Genomic DNA, 24634 nt, shown 5'->3' with positions numbered 1-24634 from the left:
TTTAGAATTTAAGATGTCGAACACTCAGTCCACAGGAATGAACAAACTTTTGCTATTTGTCGCATTAGCATTAATGTGCTTTGGCATCGTAGTCGTTTATTCGACGTCTACGCCTGTGGCTTTGGCGAAAAACCTGCCGCCTGAATACTTCCTCATGAAGCACCTTTACAAGGTCGTGGCATCGGTCATTATCATGGGCGTGTTCTACAAGATTGATTATGCGCTTTGGAAAGATATGTCCCGCGTTGTCTTTGGTGTTGGTGCAGTCCTTACGCTAGCTGCTATTGTTTCGGGTGGTGAGGTGAAGGGTGCATCCCGCTGGATTTTCGGCATCCAGCCGTCTGAGATTATGAAGTTTGGCTTTATCTGCTGGGTCTGTGCGAAGCTTTCGAATGCAGGGGACGAAATCAAGTCCATCAAGTGTACGATTGTCCAGCCCGCAGTTCCGTTTGCAATTTCTGCACTTTTGCTTGCGCTCCAACCGAATTTCTCGATGCTTATTATGTTTGCAGCTTTGCTTTTCACCTTGCTCTTTATTGCAGGGGCAAACTATAAATATTTGTTTTCGGGTTTGGGTGCTTCTATTCCGCTGGGACTTATCGTATTGCTTTGCAAGGCGCATACAAGCACGCGCATTAAGGCGTTCTTCTCGGGCGATGATGGAACTATGAAGGAATCGAAGCGCCAGTTGGAACATTCTCTTGAAGCGCTTGGCAATGGCGGTCTTTTTGGAACGGGTGCAGGCATGGGTGAACAGAAACTCGGCTATTTGCCCGAAGCCCACAAGGACGTGGTTTATGCTGCCATTGGTGAAGAATTTGGATTTGTGGTAACGTTCCTCGTGCTTGTCGCTTTTGCAATACTTTTCTCGCAGGGCTTCAATATTGCAAAAGCTTCGACGACCCGATTTGGCAGGTACATGGCAGTGGCGCTCACGACTTCGCTTTTCTTGAATTTTGCCATTCACGTTTGCGTGTGTGTAGGGCTTTTCCCGACGACGGGTCAGCCGCTTCCGTTCTTGAGTTTTGGCGGTACGAATCTGTTGATGTCGTCTGCTTTTATTGGAATTATGTTGAATATTTCTCGCCCGACGAGTGGCCGGAGCATTCGTGAACCTTATATGAACAACACGGTTTCGTTTGATGCGAGTTCCTTTATGAGTTTTAGGACAAGAAGGAGTTCTATATGAAAAAGTTCCTCTTTGTTTGCGGTGGCACTGGTGGCCATATTTTCCCGGCAGTGGCTATTGCCGAGAGTTTGAAGAAGATGGGTGTCACCCAGATTACTTTTGCTGGTCGTAAGGATTCTATGGAAGAACGCCTTGTGGCAAAGAACTGGCCATACGAATACATTTCGGCAGTTCCTCTGCATCGTGGACCGTTCCTCAAGAATTTGGCTTTGCCGTTCAACTTGACGAAGTCCTTGATCCGTGCAAAGAGCGTTGTAAAGAAGGTTGCACCGGATGTCGTGATTGCAACGGGTGGCTATGTTTCGCTTCCGATTGTGCTTGCTGCAGGTTCTATGGGTATTCCGGTCTATTTGCAGGAACAGAACGCTGTGGCAGGTATTGCCAACAAGGTCGGTGCCCGTTATGCAAAGACGGTCTTTGTGACCTCCGAAGAAGCAATGAAGGGATTCCCGATCGAAAAAACTCGCATTCTCGGCAACCCGATTCGTGACTTGCCTACTGCGGATTCCTTGGCACGTCCGGTGGAATTCCGTGAAGGCCGTAAGGCTGTGTTTATTGTCGGTGGCTCTCAGGGCGCTTCTGGCATCAACAACAAGATTGAAGAAAGTATTGACCGCATTGCCGCCCACGAAGATATTAGCGTGGTTTGGCAGGTGGGCGTAAAGAATGTCGATGACATCAACAACCGCCTTGGCATTTTGCCGAATGTCGCTGTCCGTGGCTTCTTGGACAACATCTATGCTTACATGAAACATGCCGACTTGATTATTAGCCGCGCCGGCGCATCGGGACTTGCAGAAATCCTTGCTTTTGGCAAGCCGTCTATTTTGCTCCCGTACCCGCATGCGACTGCAAACCATCAGGAACACAATGCCCGCGTAGTCGAAAAGGCTGGCGCAGCGCTTGTGGAACTTGATGATGAACCGAATGATCTTTGGAACAAGGTGGAATCTCTCCTGTACGATTCTGAACGTCTGGAGAAGATGGGCGAAGCCGCTAAATCGCTTGGCATGCCCGATGCCGCTGACCAGATTGCAAAAATTATCCTGGATATGGAGAGAACGTAATGCAGATTAATGATTGTAAACGTGTTCGTCGCCTTCATTTTGTGGGTATCGGTGGTGCCGGTATGTCCGGTATTGCCGAAGTGCTCCATGAAAACGGATTTGTGGTGACGGGTTCCGATATGGGCGAGGGTGCTGTCATTGACTATTTGAAAGGCCTTGGCATCCGTATTGATCCGAAGCACGAAGCAAAGAATGTCGTAGATGCGGACTTGGTCGTTTATTCCTCTGCCATTCCGTTTGACAATCCGGAACTTGTTGAGGCTCGTGCCCGCCGCATTCCGGTGATCCGCCGCGCAGAAATGCTCGGTGAACTGATGCGCCTCAAGTACACGCTTTCCATTGCCGGTACACATGGCAAGACCACGACGACGTCTATCGTTGGCGCCATTTGGGAAGAAGCCGGACTTGACCCGACGATTATCGTGGGTGGCATTGTGAAGGGTAAGTGCAGTGGTGCCAAAGTGGGCCATGGCGACTACCTCATTGCCGAAAGTGACGAATTTGACCGCAGCTTCCTTTCGATGATGCCTTCTTCGGCTATCATCACGAACATTGATGCCGACCATCTCGATACGTACGAGAACATCGATGCCATCAAGGATGCATTCACTCAGTTTGCAAACAAGATTCCGTTCTACGGTCAGGTAATTGTATGCCTCGACGACCCGAACGTGCAGCAGATTCTGTCGCACCTCAAGAAGCCGGTGATTACATACGGCTTTACTCGCCAGGCTAAGTACCGCGTTGAAAATCTCACGTTCGTGAAGGGTTACCCGCAGTTTGAAATTGTTTGCGATGGTAAGAGCCTCGGACAGTTCAAACTTCAGATTCCTGGCCGCCACAACGTGCTGAATGCGACGGCTGCTGTAGCCCTCGCTGTCGAAGAAGGTATTTCGATTGAAGTTGCCCGCAAGGCTGTGGCTGCGTTCGAAGGCGTCAAGCGCCGCTTTGAATTCATCGGTGAAAAGAATGGCGTCATGGTCTTTGATGACTATGCCCACCACCCGACTGAAGCGACTGCTACACTCCTTGGTTTCCGCGAAGCGTTCCCGGACAAGCGCATCATTGTCGCTTTCCAGCCGCACTTGTTTACGCGTACCCGCGACCAGCACGAAGCATTTGGTAGTGCTTTCTCGAACTGCGATGTGCTCTTGGTGACCGACATCTATCCGTCCCGCGAAAAGCCGATTGAAGGTGTGACCGGGGCGATGGTAGCCAACAGCGCCGCTGACCGTGGTCACCGCGATGCTCGCTTCATTGGCGATGTGAACAACTTGATTCCGGTTTGCAAGGATTTGCTTAAGCCGAACGACGTGATTGTTCTGATGGGTGCCGGTAACATTTGGAAGCTAGGTCAGACGATTTTGGAGAAGAGCATTTGACTTTAGAAGAAACAACAATGTTCGGTCGACGGATCGGATACAACGAACGCAAGCGTAGACGCAAGCGCTCCCGTATGAGGCGCATGCGTGTTGCTAAAACTGTTCGTTGGTACAAACGCAAGGGCTGGTTTTTTGCTTTGCTCGTTGTCGTTGCTACCGTCGCGCTGTGGCAAAGTCGTTTCTATCTGCATCAAATCAATCCGCTTGAACTCAGGCACTTGCAGTACATCGAAATCGAAGGTAATCGTATGCTTTCGTGGGAGGACGTAGTGCAGAGCGCCCAGGTGGAAACGGGCATGCTCATGTCGGAACTGGATGCTGACTCTGTAAAGAAGTCTCTCTTGCAGATTCCGCTGATCCATTCGGCAGAAGTGGAAAGCAAGTTCCCGTCGTCGCTATACATCAAGCTCCAGGAAGCGTCTCCGATTCTTTCTGTGCTTGAAGATGGCAAAGGAACTGTGTATTCCGAAAGAGGTCTTTCGCTTCCCATGTCGATGATGACGGCACTACACTTGCCGATTCTTGAAAACGAATCTGTAGGGAAGTTGAAACAGGTGGCTCAGTTTTTGTCGGCGATGCGCAAGGAAGATAAGTCCCTTTACGATCGTGTATCGCAGGTGGGCTGGTCCGAGCAAGATAGGGCTTATGAAGTGTTCTTTAAGGATGCCGGGTTCCGCGTGATGTTCCCGGAATCGAACTGGGATAAGGATTTGTTTACTTTGTACAATGCTGTCGGAAAGGGCTTTCGGAGAGACCTCCTTTGCGCTGGCGAGGTAGATATGAGATTTCATGGATTTGCGTATATAAAAAACTTTGATAAGAGGTGTATCAATGGATGACAATAAGCAAATAGTCAAAAAAGAGGACTACATTTTCGGGCTTGATATTGGCGCCTCGAAAGTGAATTTGTTCGTTGGCATCTCGGAAGGGGATTCCGTCCGAGTGGTAGAATGCGGTGACTTTCCGCTTGAATCGTCTGATGAATACGATTCCGTTGTGGAAACATTGCAGAAGGCCGTTCATACGCTGGAATCGATTGCTGGAGTCGATGTGCGCGATGTCTATGTGGGCATTGCGGGTAAGCATGTGTCTTCGTTCAGCTACAAAGGTCTTGTGACGCTTCCGACGAACGAAGTCCGTGAAGAAGATATCATCAACGTCCAGAGACAGGCAAGTACGCTGCCGGACAAGGCGGGCGAAATCATCCATATTTTTCCGGGTGAATATACGCTGGATGACGAAACGGGTATTCGCAATCCGAAAGGCTATTCTGGCCGTCGCCTCGGAGTTGAAGTTCAGGTGGTTACCTCACGCCCGAACGCTCTCCAGGATATTGCCAAGTGCGTGAATCGCGCTGGCCTCAATGTGGCAGGCTTTGTGCTTGAACCGCTTGCCGCTGCATCTGCTGTCTTGTCTAATGACGAACGTGAACTCGGTGTGGCGCTGATCGATATCGGTGCCGGTTCTGCCGACGTCGCTGTCTTTGTCAAGGATTCCGTGCGTTACACGGCTTCGCTCGACATTGCAGGCAACATTATTACTAGTGACATTAGCAAGTGCCTCAAGGTTCCGGTCTCGCTTTCGAAGGCTGAAGAACTCAAGAAAAAGTACGGCACCTGCTCGCTCAACAATTTGATTGAAGATGAAACCTTCCCGGTCCCTGGTGTGGGCGACCGTGGAGAAGTTCTTTGTTCTCGTAAGCTTTTGGCTCAAATTATTACTGCTCGCGTTGCAGAAATCTTCAAGCTTTTGGCTAAGGATTTGGAAAAGCACCACCTCGATACGGTCATCGATGGCGGTATCGTCCTTACGGGTGGCTGCTGCAACCTTGCCGGCATTGAAGAAATTGCGACTAAAATATTCAAGAAGCCTGTCCATATCGGAAAGCCGAAGGGCATGAGTGGCATTCAGGATGCATACCAGAATCCGTCTTATGCAACCGGCATTGGCCTCTTGTATTACGCGAACAAGAAACATCGCGAAAGAAAACAGCGTGACACGGATACCCAGTTGCTTGTAACTGTGAAGAAGGGTATGCAGCGCCTTCGCGACATCATCAAGACTTACTTCTAACCATAAACCACTCAAATCAGGGAGATAAACTATGAGTGACTTTGCAAATATCAATTTCGAGGCTATGTCTCGTATCACGGGTGATGACACTCCAACCAGAAATGCCAAGGTGAAAGTTTTTGGCGTCGGCGGTGCTGGCGGCAATACTGTGAACCGTATGAAGCAGATGAATATTGAAGGTGTAGAATACTATGCCATCAATACCGATGCTATGGCTCTGGATCAGAGTCTCGCCGACCACAAGATCCTTATCGGTGAAAAGAGCACGAGAAATCTCGGTGCTGGCATGGATCCGGAAATGGGTCGCAAGGCTGTCGAAGAAAACATCGATGACTTGAAGAAGGCCATGATGGGTGCGGACCTCGTGTTTGTGACCGCAGGCATGGGCGGTGGTACCGGTACGGGTGCTGCTCCGATCGTTGCTACTGTTGCACGTGAACTTGGAATCCTTACGGTTGCCGTTGTTACAAAGCCGTTCCGCTTTGAAGGTAACGTCCGTAATTCCTTGGCTCAGAATGGCGTTCGCGCTCTTCGCGAAGCTGCCGATACGATCATCGTTATCGAAAACAAGAAGCTTTTGAACCTCATCCAGAACACGAACAAGAGCGCTACTGTTGACGAAGCCTTCAAGATGGCTGACGAAATCCTCGGTAACGCAGTGCAGAGCATCTGCAGCATCATGTTCCGTCACGGTCTTGTGCACGTTGACTTTGCTGATATCCGCAAGGTTATGCTCAAGGGTGGTTCCGCTCTTATGGGTACGGGTACTGCAGAAGGCGAAGGCCGCGGTGTTGCCGCTGCCGATGCAGCTCTCTCTTCTCCGCTTCTCGAAGATATCGACATCCAGGGTGCTTCTGGCGTGCTCATCAACGTTTCTCACGGCGAAAACTACTCCTTGCTCGAACACAACGAAGCTATGGAACACATTTACGACGCTGTGGGCGAAGAAGGCAACCCGAACATCATCGTCGGTGATATCACTCTTCCGGAACTTGGCGACAAGGTTTGCATCACCATCATCGCAACGGGTTGCGGTGGCTCTAACAATGCCGCTGCAGTGAATTACGCTGGTATCGGTACTGCTGCTTACCAGATGAATCAGGCACAGGCTCAGTATCAGGCCCCGGCTGCTCCGGTGCAGGCTGCTACTCCGCGTCCGACCACGAACTTCCTTGCTCTTGCTGGCCGTAACACGGCTGCCATGCCGACTGCCGCTATGCCTGCCGCTCCGACGGTTGCTACTCCGGCTGTTACTCAGCGCGTTGTTCCGGCAACAGCTCCGGCTGCTCCGTCTTACTCTGCTCAGTCTTACACGGCTCCGCAGAACACTTATGCTCAGCCCGCTGCAGCCCGCCAGGCTGCTCCGGTGAACGCTGCTGCTGCCATGTTTGCTCCGGCTTCTTCTTTCGCTTCCCCGAGCTTCGATGCTAAGGCTAGCTATACGGAAGAAACTGTTGCTCCGTCCAAGAACGCTCGTGAATCCGAAGAACTTCCGGGTGCCGCCGAAGCAGATCCGCTTTCTAACGGCAACTACACTAGCACTTTCAAGCAGGAATCCCGTCCGGCTCAGACCGAACAGGTGAACACTGTTGATTATGCTACTCCGGCTTACATGCGTAGCCAGAAGGCTTCTGAAGACGCTCTCAAGGACCGCGATGTCGATTACGAATTGCCGGCCTTTATGCGTATGACAGACTTGTTCTAATCGTGCATAACGATTAGCTCTACATTGCAATAACGAAATTCGACCTGGTGCGTTCGAATGTTTTCGAGTGCGCCTCCGAGAACGAATACACACACACGGGTGCGTGAGTGCGCACCCACCACAACACAAGGGATCACCCGGGTCTCCCTGCCTGGGTGGTCCTTATCGTGTCCGCTCCGCTCTGAATCAATAGAAAAACTCCGTCGGCGCTCCGCTTTCGCCACCATGCCTCGTTGATACGAGGCACTTGGGGCTCACGGCGTGCTTGCTTCATGCCTGATTTGTCATTCCGGCCTCCGTGCCGGAATCACCTTTTTAATACATTTATGTTATGTTATCTCGTGCTTTATTGTTTGCTTGTTTGATGGCGGGGGCGGCGCTTGCCTCGACTGAAAATGTTTCTGAAAAGCTTGCGGAAAAGGTTGGCTATTTCCAGATTGGGACTGATTTCAATTTCGGCTTTAACGGCGGACCGACCGACCCGATGTTTTCTGTTGAAAAACTCGAAAACTATAAAACCAGCAAAATTGGTGATAACTGGTATGGTATCAGAATTCCACTAGAAACGGCTCGTAGTTACGAGGAACGCATCAATCCGTTCTTTACGCTGAGTTTCCGCGCGGGCTACAAGGATTTCCACTTCTTGATAGAAGCTCCTTTGCGCAAGGATTTGGAAGCTTGGTACAATAGCGAACTCAAGACGAACTTTACCTACAAGCCGAGTGAACTTGATATCAATGTGCCGATCAATGCCTATGCCAAGTGGGATAATGAAGTTGGCTTTGTGCAGTTTGGTCGTTTTAATCCCGAAGATTTGAAAGTTTCCAAGAATGATGTTTTTCTGGGAGGTTTGCCGTATCACGATGGCATTCACTGGAAATTGAATATTGGCATTTTCCGCTATGACTTTTTGCTGAGTTCGTTGAACGCCTGGCTTTTTAATGATGTGATTGATCACGAAACAGGCTGCCCGCCTGAAGGGAGCGAAGCGTATGCCCAAAAATGTACGCAACTCGGTCGTCAGGTTAGTAACCAGCGCAATCGTACTTATACCGAAAATGTGAAAAACATGGTATTCCATAGGCTCGGTGTCGATACAAAGAAATTCTGGATTTACCTTGTGGAACAAAGTGTCATTGGCGGCAAGTCTCTGGAATTCCGCTCTTTCAATCCGTTTATGTATTGGCATGATAACTACGCTACGGGATATACGTCTGCTGCGACTTCTGTAGAATTTGGTTACAAGACTTCCAATGGTGCTAAGTTCTATAGCCAAATTAACATGGAAGATATTGCAAGCCCGGTGGGTGAAGATAAAAAGAAGGGTACGAACCGCTCCATCATTAATTACATGGTCGGATACTATCATGAACTTGAAACCCGCAACTACGGCAAGTTCTCTTGGCGCTTGGATGTCGTGAAAACGGACCCGGCGGCAAACAACAGCCGACTTCCGCTTTTGAAATACACGGGTCGTCGCAATTATCGCAGTAATTATCGCGAGCAGGGAGAACCTGATTACGCCGATGCTTACTTTGTTGATTATCCCATTGGTTACCGCAGAGGCTGCGATGCACTTGATCTCTGGTTTGACATGAACTGGAAATGGAGCGTTCATTCGGCAACGCTTACGCTTGCTTGGCTGCGTCAAGGCGATAAGGAGCTTTATACGGACTACGATGTTGCTTTGAAACCGGAAAGTGCGCTTTCGGGCGTTGTGGAAAAACAGTTTGTCGTTGATGTTCTTTATGAAAGAAAAGTGCAAGACTGGTTTAGATTCTACTTTGGCGGAGGCTTTCGCGTGTATCGCAATCTTGCTCATGACAAGCGTGAAGATGGCTCTGACGCCTGGATCCGCTCAGGCGTGAAATTCAATTTCAATCCGGTTGATTTGAAATTCTAATTCATGCCCGCCACTTGTCATCCCGGACCCCGTTCCGGGAGGGCATCTCCGTTAATGGTTGCCTAATAATTTTATATTTGTAGTCACAACAAGGAGTTTTTATGGCAGAGATCGGTACACCTCTTAGTTCTACCGCAACGAAGGTTCTCTTTTGCGGTTCTGGCGAATTGGGCAAGGAAGTCATCATCGAAATGATGCGTCTTGGCGTCGAAGTGATTGCAGTGGACCGTTACGCCAACGCTCCGGGCATGCAGGTGGCTCATCGCAGCTACGTGATTAACATGCTCGATGGCAAGGAACTCCGTGCCGTCATTGAAAAGGAAAAACCGGACTACATCGTGCCGGAAGTCGAAGCGATTGCAACGGATACGCTCGTGGAACTTGAAAAGGAAGGCTACAATGTCATCCCGACCGCTAAGGCCACGAAGCTCACGATGAACCGCGAAGGCATTCGCCGCTTGGCTGCCGAAGAGCTCGGACTCAAGACGAGCCCGTACCGCTTTGCGGATAACTACGAAGATTTCAAGGCGGCGGTCAAAGAAATCGGCATCCCGTGCGTTGTAAAGCCGGTGATGAGTTCTTCCGGTCACGGTCAGAGCGTCATCAAGACCGAAGCCGACATTGAAAATTCCTGGAACATTTCCCAGACGGGTGGTCGCACTGGTGCTGCCAGCCGCGTGATTGTCGAAGGCTTTGTGCCATTCGATTACGAAATTACTTTGCTTACGGTGCGCCATGTGGGCGGCACCAGCTTCTTGGAACCGATTGGTCACCATCAAGTGGGCGGCGACTATCAGGAATCTTGGCAGCCGCAGCCGATGAAGCCGGAACTCTTGGAACAGGCAAAGGTGATTGCAAAGAAGGTCACGGACGCTCTTGGCGGTCGTGGCATCTTTGGTGTGGAACTTTTCGTTTGCAAGGACGAAGTCTTGTTCAGCGAAGTCTCTCCGCGTCCGCACGATACGGGCATGGTGACGCTCATTTCTCAGGACCTCTCCGAATTTGCATTGCATGCCCGCGCTATTCTCGGTCTCCCGATTCCGAACATTGCATTCCACGGCCCGAGCGCCTCGAAGGCAATCGTTGTCGATGGCAATTCTGACCATGTGAAGTTCAGCGGCTTGGAAGAAGTTCTTGCAGAACCGGATACGGGCCTTCGCTTGTTCGGAAAGCCGGAACTCAAGGGCCACCGCCGTATGGGCGTTCTCCTTGCTCGCCGTGATACTGTCGAAGAAGCCAAGGCAACTGTCATGGCTATGCGCGAAAAAGTGAAAATTAGTTTGTAGTTGCTAGTCATTAGTCTTTAGTTTTTGGTTGAATAGTCGCACCTTTGGTGCCTAACAGTAACTATTGACTAATGACTGATGACTAATTACTGAATTTTTTCGAAAAATTTGTATTTTATACAGCATCCTGGCTTTTAAGTCGGGGTGCTTTTCTTGTTGAAAAGAAGGAGGAAATTTATGGAACGTTTTTTAATTCTTGCTTTGGCGGCTGTAGCTTTTGCTGCTGATCCGATTGTCCCGTCTGCGCCTAAGCTTGATTCCGATGGCTGCTACGCCATTTCGACCGCTGAAGAGCTTTATGGCTTTGCCGATATTGTAAATGCTTCCAAAACGCACGACGAATGTGGTAAGCTGACGGCTGATATTTACGTGGATTGGGAGAGTTGGAATTACACGAATTACTGGGTTCCCATAGAGCTTTTCCGGGGTGTTTTCGATGGGCAAAACCATACCATTGAAAATCTTTATTACAGTGCGTACCAGTTTTCAAAGGATTCTACATCAAGTGTAGGGTTGTTTGGTGAACTCCGTGGCTTTACGAACGCCGATGGTAGCGTTGAAAAACTTGCAGTTGTCAAGAACCTAGGTATCGCTGGCAACTATTTTTCTGGTGCGGGTTGTAACGGCGCCATTGCAGGAAAAGCTCATGCAGCAGAAATAACGAATAGCTACCAAAGTGGCAACGTTGAATCGCGTTGGGTTTCAGGCGGATTGGTAGGCTGTGCCAGTTCTCTTAAAATTAGCGAATCCTATAATAAGGGGTATGTTTCCCGATATTATGAAGGAGACTCTACAGGTTGTGGAGGTTTTGTAGGTCGTAACGACGGTGATCTGACTATTGTGAATTCGTATAATGTAGGCTCGGCTTCTGGTGATGTTGCTGGTGGCCTTGTTGGAACTTCACTTGGAAAATTGAGCATTTACAATTCATTCAGTTATATTGAACGGGGATTCACGGACAACCCGCTTCCTCTTGTGGGCTCGTATAAGAGTGATGATTTGGTTGCCGATAATATCTTTTATTTGTTGCCGGAATTTGGAGAACCCATCGAGTTGGGAATGGCTTTGCAAAAGGATGACTTTAGATTTGGCCTAATCCTCGAATGGTTGCGCAACTATAATAAAAATGGTGTTGAAGGCTCTATGTGGGGACAGACGTTGGGTGCTGACTTGTACCCGAATCTGACGGGTAGCGTCTTGGTAAGCTCCGTGGGAACGTATGAAAATCCTGCGAAAAAACTCGATGTCAAGTATCCTAAAAAAGCCGATGGATGCTATCAGATTGGCTCAGCCGAGGAACTTTATGGCTTTGCCTTGATTGCAAATGCGGTTTCTTATAATGGTGATTACGTTTGTGGAAAGTTGACAAAGGATATTGTTGTTAATAAAAATGTGTTGCTGAATGATACCCTTAATGGGGATGGAAAAAACTTCCTCCCTTGGATTCCTATCTGGAATTTTGCCGGAGATTTTGACGGTGCGGGTCATGTTTTATCGGGTCTCTATTTCAATGACGGATATTATTATATCGGTTTGTTTGGGTCTGTCATGAATCCGGATCCCGAACGCGAAGTGAAAATCGAAAATGTAGGCGTTATGGATTCGTATTTCCATGGCGCTAGTGGCGTAGGCGCGATTGTGGGGCTTGTTCGTGATTCTAGCAAGGCTGTCCATGTGAGGAACTGCTATTCGTCATCCTATATTCTTGGAAGCGGTGCTGGTCTTGTGGGTCATCATCGAGGAGATTCTTTGACGCTAGAGCTTTCGTACAATGATGGTATTGTTAATGGTTCTTTATCCGGTGGCTTGATTGGTCAAACTTATGGGAAAACTCTGATTGCAAATTCTTATAGTGCGGCAAAGCTGATTTCTTCTAATTATGTCGGGCTTTTGGTGGGGCGCGTTGGATATAGTTATACTCAGGATTATAGACTTTTTGTTGTTAATTCGTATGGAATAGACCCCTATGCAAAAGAAAAGTCTTTAGAGGTGAGGCCTGCTATTTCTTCGATTGAAACGCGTTTAGCTCCTGAATTTGAGAATACGTTCACGGAAACAACTAAAAAGCAAATAGAAAAAACTTATCGTACCGTAGATTCTGTTGTGGTTTCCAATGTTGATTCTGAACTTTTTTCTGATGGAACTGTTGCGACTTTGCTCCACAATTACCGGACTGCCGGGCGCGACGGACTCGTTTGGGGACAGAAAGTTGGCTCCGATAGTTATCCGATTTTTAGTGGCTCCATCTCGGCGAGCGTTGCCTTGTCGGACTTGAAGCTGGTGACATTCCCGGATGATACGGTGAAATATTACAACAAGTATAAAGAGGGGATTGTTACGACGCTTCCGATTCCTGTAAAGGATGGTGATGTCTTTGGCGGTTGGTATGCTAATGCGGATTTTTCGGGCGAAGCCATGAAGGCTATTCCTGCTGAGGCGAAGGGCCCGCAGACTTTCTACGCAAAGTGGATCCATTACCCGTTGCAGAAAGATGGTTGCTATGAAATTGCAAATGTAAGTGAATTGAATCTGTTCAGGGATATTGTGGATAGTCTGAAGACTCCTCTTTGTGCAAAGTTGACTGATGATATTGTTCTGAACGAAAATGTCCTTGTTGATGGAAAACTGGATTCGTCGAAAATATCTTCGTTTGAGCCGTGGTTCCCGTTGAATAACTATCAAGGTGTGTTTGACGGAAATGGCCATACGATTTCTGGATTGATTTTGTCGGAGCTGTATTGCCATAGTTCTTCGCATGCTGCGTGTGGTTTCTTTGGCAGGATTGAATCGGGAAATCTGGTTATCAAGAATTTGGGAATTGTTGATTCGTATGTCTTTGGCGGGAACAGTGTTGGCGGTTTTGTCGGAGCGATGTATGGGAAGTCCTTAGTTATTGCCAATTCTTATTTTGAAGGTGTTGTAAAAGGTTACGAAGATGTCGGTGGCTTGATTGGCTACACGGATCGTACACAGACCTTGGTACTTTCTTGTTTCCACCGAGGTCCTGTTGAAGGTGCTGCTGATGTGGGTGGACTTATTGGACTTTCGTATGAAACCAAAGGTTCTCTTACGATGATGTATTCTTACAATGAAGGCTCCGTCAGTGCAACTCAAGCGGTTGGTGGGCTAATTGGAGGCGAAATAACGGATTTCTTGCATTTGAGTAATTCCTATAATGTGGCTACAGTTTCTTCTTCTAAAAAGGGAGGAATTGGTGGACTTGTCGGATACCTTAAGAATGATTCGACGCTTGTATACAATTCGTACAACATGGGTAATGTTTCGGGCTCGGATTCTATTGGCGGTATTTGCGGATTCAAGAAAAATTATGTAGATCTTCATTTAGACGGTGCCTACTATTTGGAAGGCTTGCCGGAGGGTCTTGGCGGTACGGCGGTTGCTGCCGAAGATTTCGCCAACAAGAATCTTCTGAAGCGTTTGCAGTCTTACAGGGATCATGGCTTGGATGGTTCTGTTTGGACGCAGTCGGATAGCGATAAGTACCCGGTGTTGAACAAGTCTGTTTCGGATAAGTTTATCGATAGCCTGCTCGCTGTGGTGACTGCTCCGAGAAGTTCTAGCTCTTCGAGCGTTTCGAGTTCTTCAAGCTCTTCAAGTGCTGTGGATGTGTCTTCGTCGAGTGAGCCGAAGTCCTCGTCATCTTATAGCGAAATGGTGAAATCTAGCAGCAGTTCTGTGAAGTCGTCTAGCTCGTCAAGCGTACCGAAGTCTAGTAGTAGTTCTGTGAAGTCGTCGTCTTCTAGCGAAAAGGTGAAATCCAGTAGCAGTTCAGTGAAATCGTCGAGTTCGTCGAACAAGTCGAAATCCAGTAGTAGTTCTGTGAAATCAAGCAGTTCCGGCAAGGTCTCGATTGCGTCTGCTTTTGTTGCATCGCCAATAGCGATTCGTACGCAGGGGCGCATGGTTGAAATTAGCGGTTTGCAAATGGGCGAATCTTATGCGCTCATGGACTTGCAGGGCAGACTGTTACAGCGTGGCTATGCAAACGGTTCTACGGTCATGTTGCAAGTGACTCAATCCGGTCGATACCTCTTGCGGGTTGCCGGACGAAATAGAATCGTGAATGTTCGATAAATGTTAAAAGAGTCGCGCGGTTGCGCGGCTCTTTTTGTTATAGCACTTTTCCTAATGCGATTATGGCGGCGGTGCGGGCGCGGAGGCGCGTGTTGCCTAAGTTCAGCAAATGGACTTTCCCGTTCTTGAACGCTTTTATCGCTTCGATTTCGCGAGGTGAAAATCCGCCTTCCGGGCCTACAAGTAAAGTAATCGGCTTGGCGGGCGTTCCATCTGCGGAACCTTCACCCAAATCCAGCTTACGTTCTCCATCGATATCGCAGAGAATCAAGTCTCCCTGATAATCCTTGAGCCACTTGTCGAATTCAATCGGCCCTTCGATGCGCGTCATCCAGGGCTTCTTGGATTGCTTGAGGCTCACGAGCGATTTGAGCTCGGCGCGTCGAACCGTCTTTTTCAAGTCGGAGTTCTTGGGCTCTTGTGAATAGTCCGTACGCAAAAAGATGATGCTATCCGTTTCGGTCTGTGCCGCATGGAAAACGACTTCTTCGAGGGCGTCATCCTTGAGGCAGGCGATACCGAGATTCAGGCGCGGGCGCTTGAACGGAGCGTCTTCGACTGTGTCTACACGGACTTCGCAGGCTTTGGCGTCTGCCTTGGTGATTGTTGCATCGGCGTAATGCCCGAGGCCGTCGCAGAGTTGTAGCGTATCGCCATTTGCGGCGCGGCAAACGCGCACGGCATGGCTGCTTTCATTTTCGTCCAAGATAATGGTGCCAACGCTAATGAGTGGGCAATAGAAACGACTATCAGGTGTTTTCATAGGAGTAAAAATAGCAAACCAAACAGCAAATCACTATAGACGAATGACTAGCGACTAAAAACTAAAGACTAAATTTCTATATTACATCCCGTGAAAAAAGTAAAAGCTGTTGTCTTCGATTTAGACGGAACTCTCTATTTGAGTGGCCGCCCATACCCAGGTGCGGTTGAAACGGTCAATCGCGTCTCTAAGCGCGTGCCGGTCTATTATTTGAGCAACAATACGAGCAAGTCTCCGGTCTTTTACGAGAACCGCCTTAAGGTCATGGGGCTTCCGCTGGCTGATGATTCCATTATCTCGGCGTTGTACCTCTCGCTCGATGCGATTCACGAACGCAAGATCAAGAACGTCTTTTTCTTTGCGAACCCGGAAGTGTACGAATGGTTTGCGGCGCAGGACCCGAGTCTCAATTTGCGCCCTTCGGTCGAAGAAACCGAGCTGGTGCTTGTCGCTTACCACAACAGCTTTGATTACCGAGAACTTTGCGAACTCTCTTTCCGTGTGCAGCGCGGTATCCCGTTCTGGGTCACGCATACGGATTTCGTTTGCCCTGACGAACGCGGTCCGGTGCCCGATATCGGAAGCTTCATGGCTCTCCTCAAGACGGCTTACGGTGTCGAACCCGAGATGAGCTTTGGCAAGCCGAACCCGGCGATGCTCTCTGGACTTTTGAAGCTTTACCGCCCCGAAGAAATCCTGTTTGTGGGTGACCGCCTCTATACGGATTTTGAACTGGCAAAGCGTTCCGGCTGCCGTTTTGTGTTGCCCTTGTGTGGCGAATCGAAAATGTCGGATGTCGAGCATCTCGACGTGAAACCCGAATTTATTGTCAATAACGTTAGTGAAATTGATTTCAACGCCTTTTTAGAAGGAAAAAAATAATGCGTCATATTGCACGTCTTTTGTTCCTGCTCGTCGTGATTCCCGCCGTTGTATTTGCCGGCGATGAACACATTACGGTTGCTGTTTCGTTGCAGCCGTATGCAACTCTCGTAAAGATGGTCGGTGGTTCTCGCGTGAATGTGGTGACGCTTTTGCCTCCGGGTGCTGATCCGCACAATTACGAACCGAAGCCTGCGATTATCAAGGCTTTCTCGCTCGCTCAGATTTATTTCACGGATGGTTCCGGCTTGGACAAGGCTTGGCTGCCTCGATTCCTGGGCGCCAACAAAAAGGTTCAGGTCATTAATATTGCAAAAAATATGGAATGGATGAAGATGGAAGAACATGAACACGAAGCTCATGGTCATCATCATGAAGAAGAACTCGATCCGCATATTTGGACCTCTCCGTATCGCGTGAAAATCTTAGCGCAGAATGTTTATCAGGAACTCAAAAAGATAGATTCTGAACATGAAACGTACTACATTTCCCGAATCCAAGAAACCCAGAAAACTTTGAGCAAGCTTGAACGCGAGCTGAACGAAACCGTTATCAATATGCCTATTGCCCGTCGTTCGTTTATTGTGTTCCATCCGTCATACGGTTATCTCGCCAAGGATTGCAAGCTCAAGCAGTACGCTATCGAGGTCAATGGCAAGGAACCCAAGCCGAAGGATTTGGCTGAACTTATCAAGATGGGACGCAAGAATGGCGTGAAGACCGTATTTGTGCAACCGCAGTTTAGCAAGCGCGCCGCTGCAACTATTGCTAAGGACTTGAATGCCGTCGTTGTTGAAACGGATCCGCTCGATGCTGATTTCATTGGCAATACCCGTAAGTTCATCGAAGCTCTTAAAGAGGCTAGCAAGAAGTAATGTCTGCTATCGATATAAGCAATCTCAGTTTTGGCTATGGAAAGTCGCCCGTGCTTACGGACGTGAACTTGTCCATTGACGAAAATGACTTTGTTGCTATTATCGGACCGAATGGCGGTGGCAAGTCCACGTTGATGAGGTTGATGGTCGGGCTCTTGAAACCGACGTCTGGGACTGTGCGCGTTTTTGGCGAAAAGGTCCCGACAAAGAAAGTGGCTATTGGCTATGTGCCGCAGAACACGAACAAGAATATCGACTTCCCGATTACGGTGGGCGAGTGCGTTGCCACTGGCAAGACCGGGCTTTCTCCCAAGTCGGATGAAGTGAAGGCAGCGCTTGAGCGTGTGCATATTGGCGCCTTTTTGGACCGTCGTTTGGGCGAACTGAGTGGCGGTGAACGCCAACGCGTACTCATTGCACGTTCTCTTGTCTGCAATCCGAAGATTCTCTTTTTGGATGAACCATCCAATAATATTGACGTCGCTGGGATTGAAGCGCTTTATAGCATGCTTGCTGAATTCAGCGAGACGATGACGATTGTGATTGTGACGCATGACTTGATGGCTCTTTCGCATAAGGTGAAAAGCGTCGTTTGCGTGAACCATTCTGTGCATTACCATGAAGGGGCGAACCTGACCGAAGAAATGTTGCATAGCACTTATGGCTGCGAGGTCGATTTGATTGCCCACGGGGTGCCGCATCGTGTTCTCGGGAGCCACGACCATACCCACGGTGGCTGCTGCGAGCATCATCACCACGAAGTGTGAACCCACAAGCTCCATAATAATGTTATAATTGTATAGTACTTGTGTTTCATTGGAGGTAAAGATGAGTGCAGAAGTTGAAGATTTGACCGTCGAATACACTGACGAAGAAACCGGCGAAGTCGTCATCAAGGAATTGAGCAAGGAAGTCCTTTCAAAGGGCGCCTGGCCGACCGTGATGTTCTTCTACCAGGACCGTGACCCGAAAACGGGCGAGTTCAGCGAACCGAAGGTCTCTCTGCGCCGTTACCGCAAGATGCAAGGCACGTTTAAGCCCCAAGGCAAGTTCAAGATTACAGGCAAGGCGCAAGCCGAAGCCATTATCAACGTCTTAAAAAAGTGGTATAACATTTAATGCCAGACCCTGCTAGTAAAAAGAAAGACTACACTATCGATTTCCTGTGCGAGGGGAATATCGAGTCCTTCCCGTGGAAGGATAAGTTCGAAGCTATGGCCCGCAAGCTCCTTGCCGAAGAAGGCACGGAGAACAACGTCAACATCGTGCTCTGCACCGACGAGTTCGTTCGCGAGATGAACAAAAACTACCGCGGGCTCGACAAGGTGACGGACGTGCTTTCGTTCGAATGGCACGAAGAAATCCCGGGCGAAGAAGAGATGCTCGGCGAAATCTACATCGCAAGGGACCAGGTCAAGCGCCAGGCCCCGCAGTACGGCAATAGCTTTTTTGCCGAGATGAAGCGCGTGATTGTTCACGGACTACTCCACCTGTCGGGGTACGACCATATCAAGGCTGCCGACCGCAAGGTGATGCGCGCCCGCGAATGCGAGTTCTTGGGACTGGATCCGTACAAGGACAAGGAGAGCATGGAAAATGGGTGATACGAACACCATTGCGATTGTTCTTCTCGTTTTCTTTCTTTTAGTTTCGGCATCGTTTACTTTAATCAAGGCAGTCTTTGCCGCCATCTATGCCAAGCGTGAAGACCACGATCGCACGGACCGCGAAGCGAAGATTGCAAAGATTGTCGAAAACCGAGGCTACAACGAAACCGTCTCCATTGGCCGAATCTTTTCGGACGTGGGCATTGGCGTGTTCGGATTTTATTTGTTCTCGAATGCGCCGTGGCAGTGGACGCACGACTTCTGGCTGCTCGGAATCATGGCGTACATGCTTTGCGCCTGTGCCGTGATTTATATAGTGACCATCTTCTGCCCGAACTTGATTGGCAACTTGAAGCCGGATACTTTGTCTGTGGTGCTTGTGCCGCTGTACAGGCTTATCCGCATGCCGTTCGTGCCGGTGGGACGCGTTTGCCATACCATTTACCTCAAGTTGCTGAACGCCTTGGGTTACGACGCTAAGCTCAGCTTCTTGCCCGAAGAACGCCGTGACGCTGTGCAGGCGGACCTCTCGGATGCTTCGCTCTCTGAAGGCGAAGGCCTTGAAAAAGAAGAACGCCAGATGATCCTCAATATCTTCGACTTCGTGGAAACTCCGGTGCGCGAAATCATGACTCCGCGTGTGGACATGTGCGCGATTGATGTGGACACGTCGCTTGAGGACTTGGTGAAGGTCTTGAACAACGAACGCCATTCCCGTTTGCCGGTTTACAAGGAAACGGTCGACAATATTGTCGGTATCCTTTCGAACCGCGACTTCTTGGAATGGTACACGGAACATCACGACGAGCCGTTTGACTTGATGAAGCTCGTGATGCCGCCGGTTTATGTGCCGTACCACAAGAAGATTGATGATCTTTTGACGGAACTCCGCAAGACGGGTAACCAGCTCGCGATTGTCGTGGACGAATACGGCGGCACGGCTGGCCTTGTAACGCTCGAAGACATTCTCGAAGAAATCGTCGGTGAAATCCGCGACGAAGACGACATGGACGAAGACGAGGACGTGCAGAAGTTGAAGGACGGACGCTACATTCTCGACCCGTTAATGACGCTTTCGGATTTGGAATACGAGCTCGATGTGGAACTCAAGCCGCCTGAGAATTCCCACGTGGAAACGCTCTCTGGCCTCATCCAGGCAACGCTTGGCATCATCCCGTCACCGGGTGCCGAAGTCAAGATTCAGGGTTACACGTTCCGCGTTCTGCGCATGGATGGCACCCGCATGGAAAAGGTCATGATGATCCTCCCTGCTGGCGTGAAAGGCCCCAAGACGCAGACACTCCACAAAGTGTAGAGCTCGAAGTTGCATCTCAAAAAAGTGAGGAAAGCCCCTAATCGGGGCTTTTTCTTTTGCCGAAAATTCCGCAGATTTTACAATACGAGACGTTCATACGATAATAAGGATATAAAGGAGATTATAAAGTGGAAAAAGTTGTAGCGAGAAATTTGGGACATCTGAAAAAGCTCGTCCATGAATACATGGAAAAGCTTGGTCCTAATTGCGATTTGAATTTTATCGATGTCTCGGATTTGTATGAACTGGATGACCTGTTCTCTTATCCCAACCAAAATTTCAATGGCGACATCAGTCAATGGGATGTGTCCAACGTAAGGAATATGAACGGTGTTTTTTCTAATTCCAAGTTCAATGGTGATATTAGTAAGTGGGATGTGTCTCATGTGGAAACTATGGAATTTATGTTTAGCGATTCTGAGTTCAATGGCGATATTAGCGGCTGGGATGTTTCCAATGTAAAGTACATGAAAGGTACATTCCATTGCTCAAAATTTATGGGTGACATTAGCCAGTGGGATGTTTCCAATGTGGTAGATATGGATATGATGTTTTCTGCCACAAAATTCAATGGCGATATCAGCCAGTGGAATGTATCTAAAGTGCAGTGTATGAGTTTGATGTTTTGTGATTCGGAATTTAATGGCGATATAGGACATTGGGATGTTTCTAACGTGAGTGATATGGGCTTTATGTTTGAACGTTCCCAATTTAACGGCGATATCAGTTTGTGGGATACCTCTCATGTCCTTTGCATGTCCTACATGTTCAATCTTTCTGTGTTTAATGGCAATATTAGCGGTTGGGATGTTTCTAAAGTCGAAGACTTTAACGGAATGTTTGCATCATCCAGGTTCAATGGCGATATTAGCGGCTGGGATGTTTCGCATGCAAGGGATATGTCGAACATGTTTTATCGATCCGAATTCAATGGGGATATTTCATCATGGAATGTTTCTGAAAAAACGGATTTGAACTGTATGTTTTGCGAATCGCAGTTTAAGGGAAATCTCGAACAATGGAATATCACGGATCCCAAGCAGGTAAGGGATATGTTTGATAATTCCGTTTTGGAATTGGAAGATCGTCTTCCTCAATGGTTTGTGGAACTCGCCTCAATGGATCCGGATTCTTGTCCCGATTTCAACGATGACATTGATGAGATGGATAAGGATGCAGATTTGCCTTTTTAATTTTTGGACCTAAAAAAAGAAGAAGCTCGCGATTTTTGTGTTCGCGGGCTTCTTTCTCCTACTGTCTACTGAATCAACTACAATTCTTCGACTGCTTCAGCTCTCAGGTTCAGCACGATGTGTTCCTGGCGCATAGGCGTGTTGTTGCCCATGTAGTATTCCAGCATCTTGCCGAGCGAAGCGTCGGGCGGAATGCTCACCGTTTCAAGGCGCATGTCCTCGTTGATGAACTGTCCGAATTCTTCCGGGCTGATTTCGCCAAGACCTTTGAATCGAGTAATCTCGAGACCGGTCTTGCCGATTTCCTTTGCAGCCTTGTCGCGTTCCGCTTCGTCGTAGCAGTACTTGGTCACCTGCTTGTTGCGCACGCGGAAAAGCGGTGTCTGCAAGATGTACAAGTGCTTCTGTTCCACGAGTTCCGGGAAGAACTGCAAGAAGAACGTCATGAGCAAAAGGCGAATGTGCATACCGTCCACATCAGCATCGGTCGCGATAATCACTTTGTCGTAACGCAAGTTCTCGAGACCGTTTTCGATGTCGAGTGCGTGCTGCAACAAGTTGAATTCTTCGTTCTCGTACACGACCTTCTTCGTCATGCCAAAGCTGTTGAGCGGCTTACCGCGCAAACTGAACACAGCCTGCGTCTGCACGTTACGGGCCTTGGTGATAGAGCCGGATGCGGAGTCACCTTCTGTAATGAAAATCATCGATTCGCGGTTGAGCGCGTTCTTCACGTCGGTGAGGTGGATCTTGCAGTCGCGCAGCTTGCGGTTGTGCAAGTTTGCCTTCTTGGCGCGTTCGTTTGCAAGCTTCTTGATGCCTGCAATTTCCTTACGTTCACGTTCGTTTTGCGTGATGCGGTTGAGGAGTGCCTTTTCGGTTTCGGGATTCTTGTGCAAGAAGTTGTCGAACTCACTTGCTACGTAATCCACAACCCAGGAGCGCAGCTGGGCGCCACCCGGAGCGACCGTCGTCGAGCCGAGCTTTGTCTTTGTCTGGGATTCGAAAACTGGTTCCTGGATGCGCACGGAAATGGCTCCAATGACGCAGTTGCGCACGTCTTGCGGGTCCAAGTCCTTCTTGAAGTGGTCGCGGGCGCCTTTGACAAGACCTTCGCGGAAAGCCTGCTGGTGCGTACCACCCTGAGTGGTGTGCTGACCGTTTACAAAGCTGTAGTAATGTTCGCCGTACTGGTTACCGTGCGTGAAGGCGCATTCGATATCCTTGCCCTTGAAGTGTATTACCGGGTAGCGGATGGAATCGTCCACGTGTTTGTTCAAAAGATCCAAAAGGCCGTTCGGGCTCGTGTAAACCTTGTCGTTCATCACGAGCTGAAGCCCGTTGTTCAAGTAGGCGTAGTTCCAGACCTTCTCTTCCATGTAGGCTGGGAGGAAGCGGTAGTTCTTGAAAATGTCAGCATCCGGTTCAAAGTAAATTTCGGTACCGTTCTTTTCGTTTGTGGCGCATTCCTTATAGTCTTGTACGAGCACGCCGCGGCTGAATTCTGCCTGCTTCATGCGGCCGTCGCGGTAGCTCTTGACGATGAATCTGGTAGAAAGGGCGTTCACAGCCTTTGTACCCACACCGTTCAAACCGACGGACTTCTGGAACGCTTCGGAATCGTACTTACCACCTGTGTTGATCTTCGACACGCAGTCGATGACCTTGCCCAGCGGAATGCCGCGCCCGTAGTCGCGCACGCGAGCCGCATGGTCGTCAATGTTGATTTCAATCTTCTTGCCGGCACCCATCACGAATTCGTCGATGGAGTTGTCGATAATTTCCTTGACGAGCACGTAAATGCCGTCGTCCGGGCTCTGTCCGTCGCCAAGCTTACCGATGTACATACCGGGGCGCAGACGGATGTGTTCATGCCACTCTAGGGATTTGATGCTGTCTTCTGTATATTTCGTAGCTGCCATTAATCAATCTCTTTAAAATTCAATTCCATATATAGCAAACGACTTTTGGGTTCACTATAACCATAAAGCCAGATCAAATATATAAAAATTATTGATACTGCACATTAGGGCAAATTAATTTTAAAGGGTGGAGGCGCAGCGCATCTTGTAGAATGGTAAAAAATGGGCGATATTCGTTTAATTGACAAGTTTGTTAAATTATTTTATCTTTGTACGTGTGTTGGGAGTTGTGTTTTGAAGGAGATGGAATATGGACGCAATCCAGACAGCACGTGAACGATTGAAACTTTTGAAGCAGCTTGCGCAAAGTGGGAGGAATGTGAATTCCAATAATGCTGCTTCTAAGAAGGACTTGTTTCAGTCGTTAGATCGCGGCATTACAGCTATTTCGTAATTTTCTTGCTTATAGATTATTGAAGAGGCTTTTGGGAAGGCCTTGTTTATATGATGTTCGAGCCTTCGTATGAAGGCTGGGATCTTTATTAATTCCATTTGACGTGCTAATAATTATTAGCTATTATTGCGTTGTGTTTGGCTAATGAATATTAGCCTTTGATGATTGATAACGGAGGATTTTATGAAGACGATTGGTTTGATTGGCGGCATGAGCTGGGAAAGTACAATCACGTACTATGAAATTTTGAATAAAGAAATTGTCAGCGCGTTGGGCGGTTTCCATAGTGCAAAAATCTTGATGTATAGTGTTGATTTTGCAGAACTCGAGGCGAACATGTCCAATGGCAATTGGGATGGCAATGCGGCGATTCTCGCGGATGCGGCGAAGCGCCTTGAATGTGCGGGTGCGGACTTTATCGTGATTGCTACGAATACGATGCACAAGCTGGTCCCGCAAATCGAACGTGAAATTCATATTCCGATTCTGCACATTGCCGATGCGGCTGCAACAAGCGTTATTCGCGATGGCTTTACGAAAGTCGCGCTGCTTGGCACTAAATTCACGATGACGCAAGACTTTATCAAGGAGCGCCTTAAGAGCGCTGGCCTCGAAGTGATTGTGCCGGACGCTCCGGATATTGAAATTGTGAACAACGTGATTTTTAATGAACTCTGCTTGGGTAAGGTTCTTGATGCTTCGCGTGCTGAATACCAGCGCATCATTGAGAGCTTGAAGGAACGTGGTGCTGAATGCGTGATTCTCGGTTGCACGGAAATCGGCATGCTCATCTCCGAAAAGGATAGCGTGCTCCCTGTGTACGACACGACCATCATCCATGCCAAAGAAGCCGCCCGCCAAGCGCTGGGTTGATTGTTCTATATGCTACACGATGTAGTATATGCAAAATTTTTATGATAGAATTTTAGAAAAATGCTTAAATTTTGCAAAAATCTTTAATTTTGTAGCATAGAAAGACTTGA

The 24634-nt window shown here is 48.6% G+C and carries 20 protein-coding genes; 18 read left to right on the top strand and 2 right to left on the bottom strand.

The genetic code is table 11. The annotated features are described in order from the left end of the window. The first annotated feature begins 13 nt into the window (after positions 1 to 13). The 9 genes from B9Y77_RS12880 (at position 14) to B9Y77_RS12840 (ending at position 14700) form a co-directional block, all read left to right on the top strand. Positions 14 to 1189: a peptidoglycan glycosyltransferase FtsW gene (locus B9Y77_RS12880; protein WP_085491924.1), complete on the top strand. Its 1176-nt coding sequence runs from the start codon at positions 14 to 16 to the stop codon at positions 1187 to 1189. Beyond that, positions 1186 to 2256 carry an undecaprenyldiphospho-muramoylpentapeptide beta-N-acetylglucosaminyltransferase gene (gene murG / locus B9Y77_RS12875; RefSeq protein ID WP_085491923.1) on the top strand — a complete coding sequence of 357 codons (1071 nt, stop codon included), beginning with the start codon at positions 1186 to 1188 and terminating at the stop codon, positions 2254 to 2256. Before B9Y77_RS12880 ends, murG begins: the two co-directional genes overlap by 4 nt. Beyond that, the gene (gene murC, locus B9Y77_RS12870) at positions 2256 to 3638 is read left to right on the top strand and encodes a UDP-N-acetylmuramate--L-alanine ligase (protein WP_085491922.1); all 1383 of its coding nucleotides are present in this window, start codon (positions 2256 to 2258) and stop codon (positions 3636 to 3638) included. Before murG ends, murC begins: the two co-directional genes overlap by 1 nt. A gap of 17 nt (positions 3639 to 3655) precedes the next feature. Beyond that, positions 3656 to 4477 (top strand): cell division protein FtsQ/DivIB, encoded by an 822-nt coding sequence (locus B9Y77_RS12865; protein WP_073425212.1) that lies wholly within the window; start codon positions 3656 to 3658, stop codon positions 4475 to 4477. After that, positions 4470 to 5711, top strand: coding sequence for a cell division protein FtsA (gene ftsA / locus B9Y77_RS12860; RefSeq protein ID WP_073425086.1), 1242 nt, complete (start codon positions 4470 to 4472; stop codon positions 5709 to 5711). Before B9Y77_RS12865 ends, ftsA begins: the two co-directional genes overlap by 8 nt. Before the next feature lie 31 nt (positions 5712 to 5742). Next, complete coding sequence (gene ftsZ / locus B9Y77_RS12855; RefSeq protein ID WP_085491921.1) at positions 5743 to 7416, top strand: cell division protein FtsZ; 1674 nt, start codon at positions 5743 to 5745, stop codon at positions 7414 to 7416. A 331-nt stretch (positions 7417 to 7747) separates the two neighbouring features. Continuing rightward, the gene (locus B9Y77_RS12850) at positions 7748 to 9319 is read left to right on the top strand and encodes a hypothetical protein (protein ID WP_254900034.1); all 1572 of its coding nucleotides are present in this window, start codon (positions 7748 to 7750) and stop codon (positions 9317 to 9319) included. 101 nt (positions 9320 to 9420) lie between these two features. Further along, the gene (purT, locus tag B9Y77_RS12845; protein WP_073425083.1) at positions 9421 to 10605 is read left to right on the top strand and encodes a formate-dependent phosphoribosylglycinamide formyltransferase; all 1185 of its coding nucleotides are present in this window, start codon (positions 9421 to 9423) and stop codon (positions 10603 to 10605) included. 177 nt (positions 10606 to 10782) lie between these two features. After that, positions 10783 to 14700, top strand: a complete 3918-nt coding sequence (locus B9Y77_RS12840; protein ID WP_085491919.1) for an InlB B-repeat-containing protein — start codon at positions 10783 to 10785, stop codon at positions 14698 to 14700. Positions 14701 to 14737: 37 nt separating this feature from the next. On the opposite strand, the gene B9Y77_RS12835 is transcribed toward B9Y77_RS12840, so the two are convergent. Continuing rightward, complete coding sequence (locus tag B9Y77_RS12835; RefSeq protein WP_085491918.1) at positions 14738 to 15463, bottom strand: RsmE family RNA methyltransferase; 726 nt, start codon at positions 15461 to 15463, stop codon at positions 14738 to 14740. Between the two features lie 90 nt (positions 15464 to 15553). Here B9Y77_RS12835 and B9Y77_RS12830 point away from each other — a divergent pair, with 90 nt between their 5' ends. From B9Y77_RS12830 to B9Y77_RS12800, 7 genes are all read left to right on the top strand, one after another. Next, positions 15554 to 16345, top strand: a complete 792-nt coding sequence (locus tag B9Y77_RS12830; RefSeq protein WP_085491917.1) for an HAD-IIA family hydrolase — start codon at positions 15554 to 15556, stop codon at positions 16343 to 16345. Further along, on the top strand, positions 16345 to 17220 hold the full coding sequence (locus B9Y77_RS12825; RefSeq protein ID WP_073425080.1) for a metal ABC transporter solute-binding protein, Zn/Mn family: 876 nt from the start codon (positions 16345 to 16347) through the stop codon (positions 17218 to 17220). Before B9Y77_RS12830 ends, B9Y77_RS12825 begins: the two co-directional genes overlap by 1 nt. Continuing rightward, positions 17220 to 17987 carry a metal ABC transporter ATP-binding protein gene (locus B9Y77_RS12820; protein WP_085491916.1) on the top strand — a complete coding sequence of 256 codons (768 nt, stop codon included), beginning with the start codon at positions 17220 to 17222 and terminating at the stop codon, positions 17985 to 17987. The genes B9Y77_RS12825 and B9Y77_RS12820 overlap by 1 nt, the downstream gene beginning before the upstream one ends. A 61-nt stretch (positions 17988 to 18048) precedes the next feature. Beyond that, positions 18049 to 18339, top strand: a complete 291-nt coding sequence (locus tag B9Y77_RS12815; protein WP_012820392.1) for a hypothetical protein — start codon at positions 18049 to 18051, stop codon at positions 18337 to 18339. Continuing rightward, positions 18339 to 18824 carry an rRNA maturation RNase YbeY gene (gene ybeY, locus B9Y77_RS12810; protein ID WP_012820391.1) on the top strand — a complete coding sequence of 162 codons (486 nt, stop codon included), beginning with the start codon at positions 18339 to 18341 and terminating at the stop codon, positions 18822 to 18824. The genes B9Y77_RS12815 and ybeY overlap by 1 nt, the downstream gene beginning before the upstream one ends. Next, complete coding sequence (locus tag B9Y77_RS12805; protein ID WP_085491915.1) at positions 18817 to 20142, top strand: hemolysin family protein; 1326 nt, start codon at positions 18817 to 18819, stop codon at positions 20140 to 20142. Before ybeY ends, B9Y77_RS12805 begins: the two co-directional genes overlap by 8 nt. 128 nt (positions 20143 to 20270) lie before the next feature. Next, a complete protein-coding gene (locus tag B9Y77_RS12800; protein ID WP_254900033.1) occupies positions 20271 to 21335 on the top strand; it encodes a BspA family leucine-rich repeat surface protein in 1065 nt (354 codons plus the stop codon). Positions 21336 to 21412: 77 nt separating this feature from the next. Here the strand turns inward: B9Y77_RS12800 and B9Y77_RS12795 are convergent, their stop codons facing one another. Beyond that, positions 21413 to 23257: a DNA topoisomerase IV subunit B gene (locus B9Y77_RS12795; protein ID WP_073425076.1), complete on the bottom strand. Its 1845-nt coding sequence runs from the start codon at positions 23255 to 23257 to the stop codon at positions 21413 to 21415. Between the two features lie 250 nt (positions 23258 to 23507). Here B9Y77_RS12795 and B9Y77_RS16065 point away from each other — a divergent pair, with 250 nt between their 5' ends. After that, positions 23508 to 23651, top strand: a complete 144-nt coding sequence (locus B9Y77_RS16065) for a hypothetical protein (RefSeq protein WP_170861544.1) — start codon at positions 23508 to 23510, stop codon at positions 23649 to 23651. Between the two features lie 183 nt (positions 23652 to 23834). Further along, a complete protein-coding gene (locus B9Y77_RS12790; protein ID WP_085491914.1) occupies positions 23835 to 24524 on the top strand; it encodes an aspartate/glutamate racemase family protein in 690 nt (229 codons plus the stop codon). The last annotated feature ends 110 nt before the right edge of the window (positions 24525 to 24634 follow it).

Origin of the sequence: Fibrobacter sp. UWB13, assembly GCF_900177805.1 — a bacterium.
In the GTDB taxonomy this organism is placed as follows: domain Bacteria; phylum Fibrobacterota; class Fibrobacteria; order Fibrobacterales; family Fibrobacteraceae; genus Fibrobacter.
Note: the sequence above shows the minus strand (reverse complement) of the source record. Positions and strands in the feature narration are given on the sequence as shown.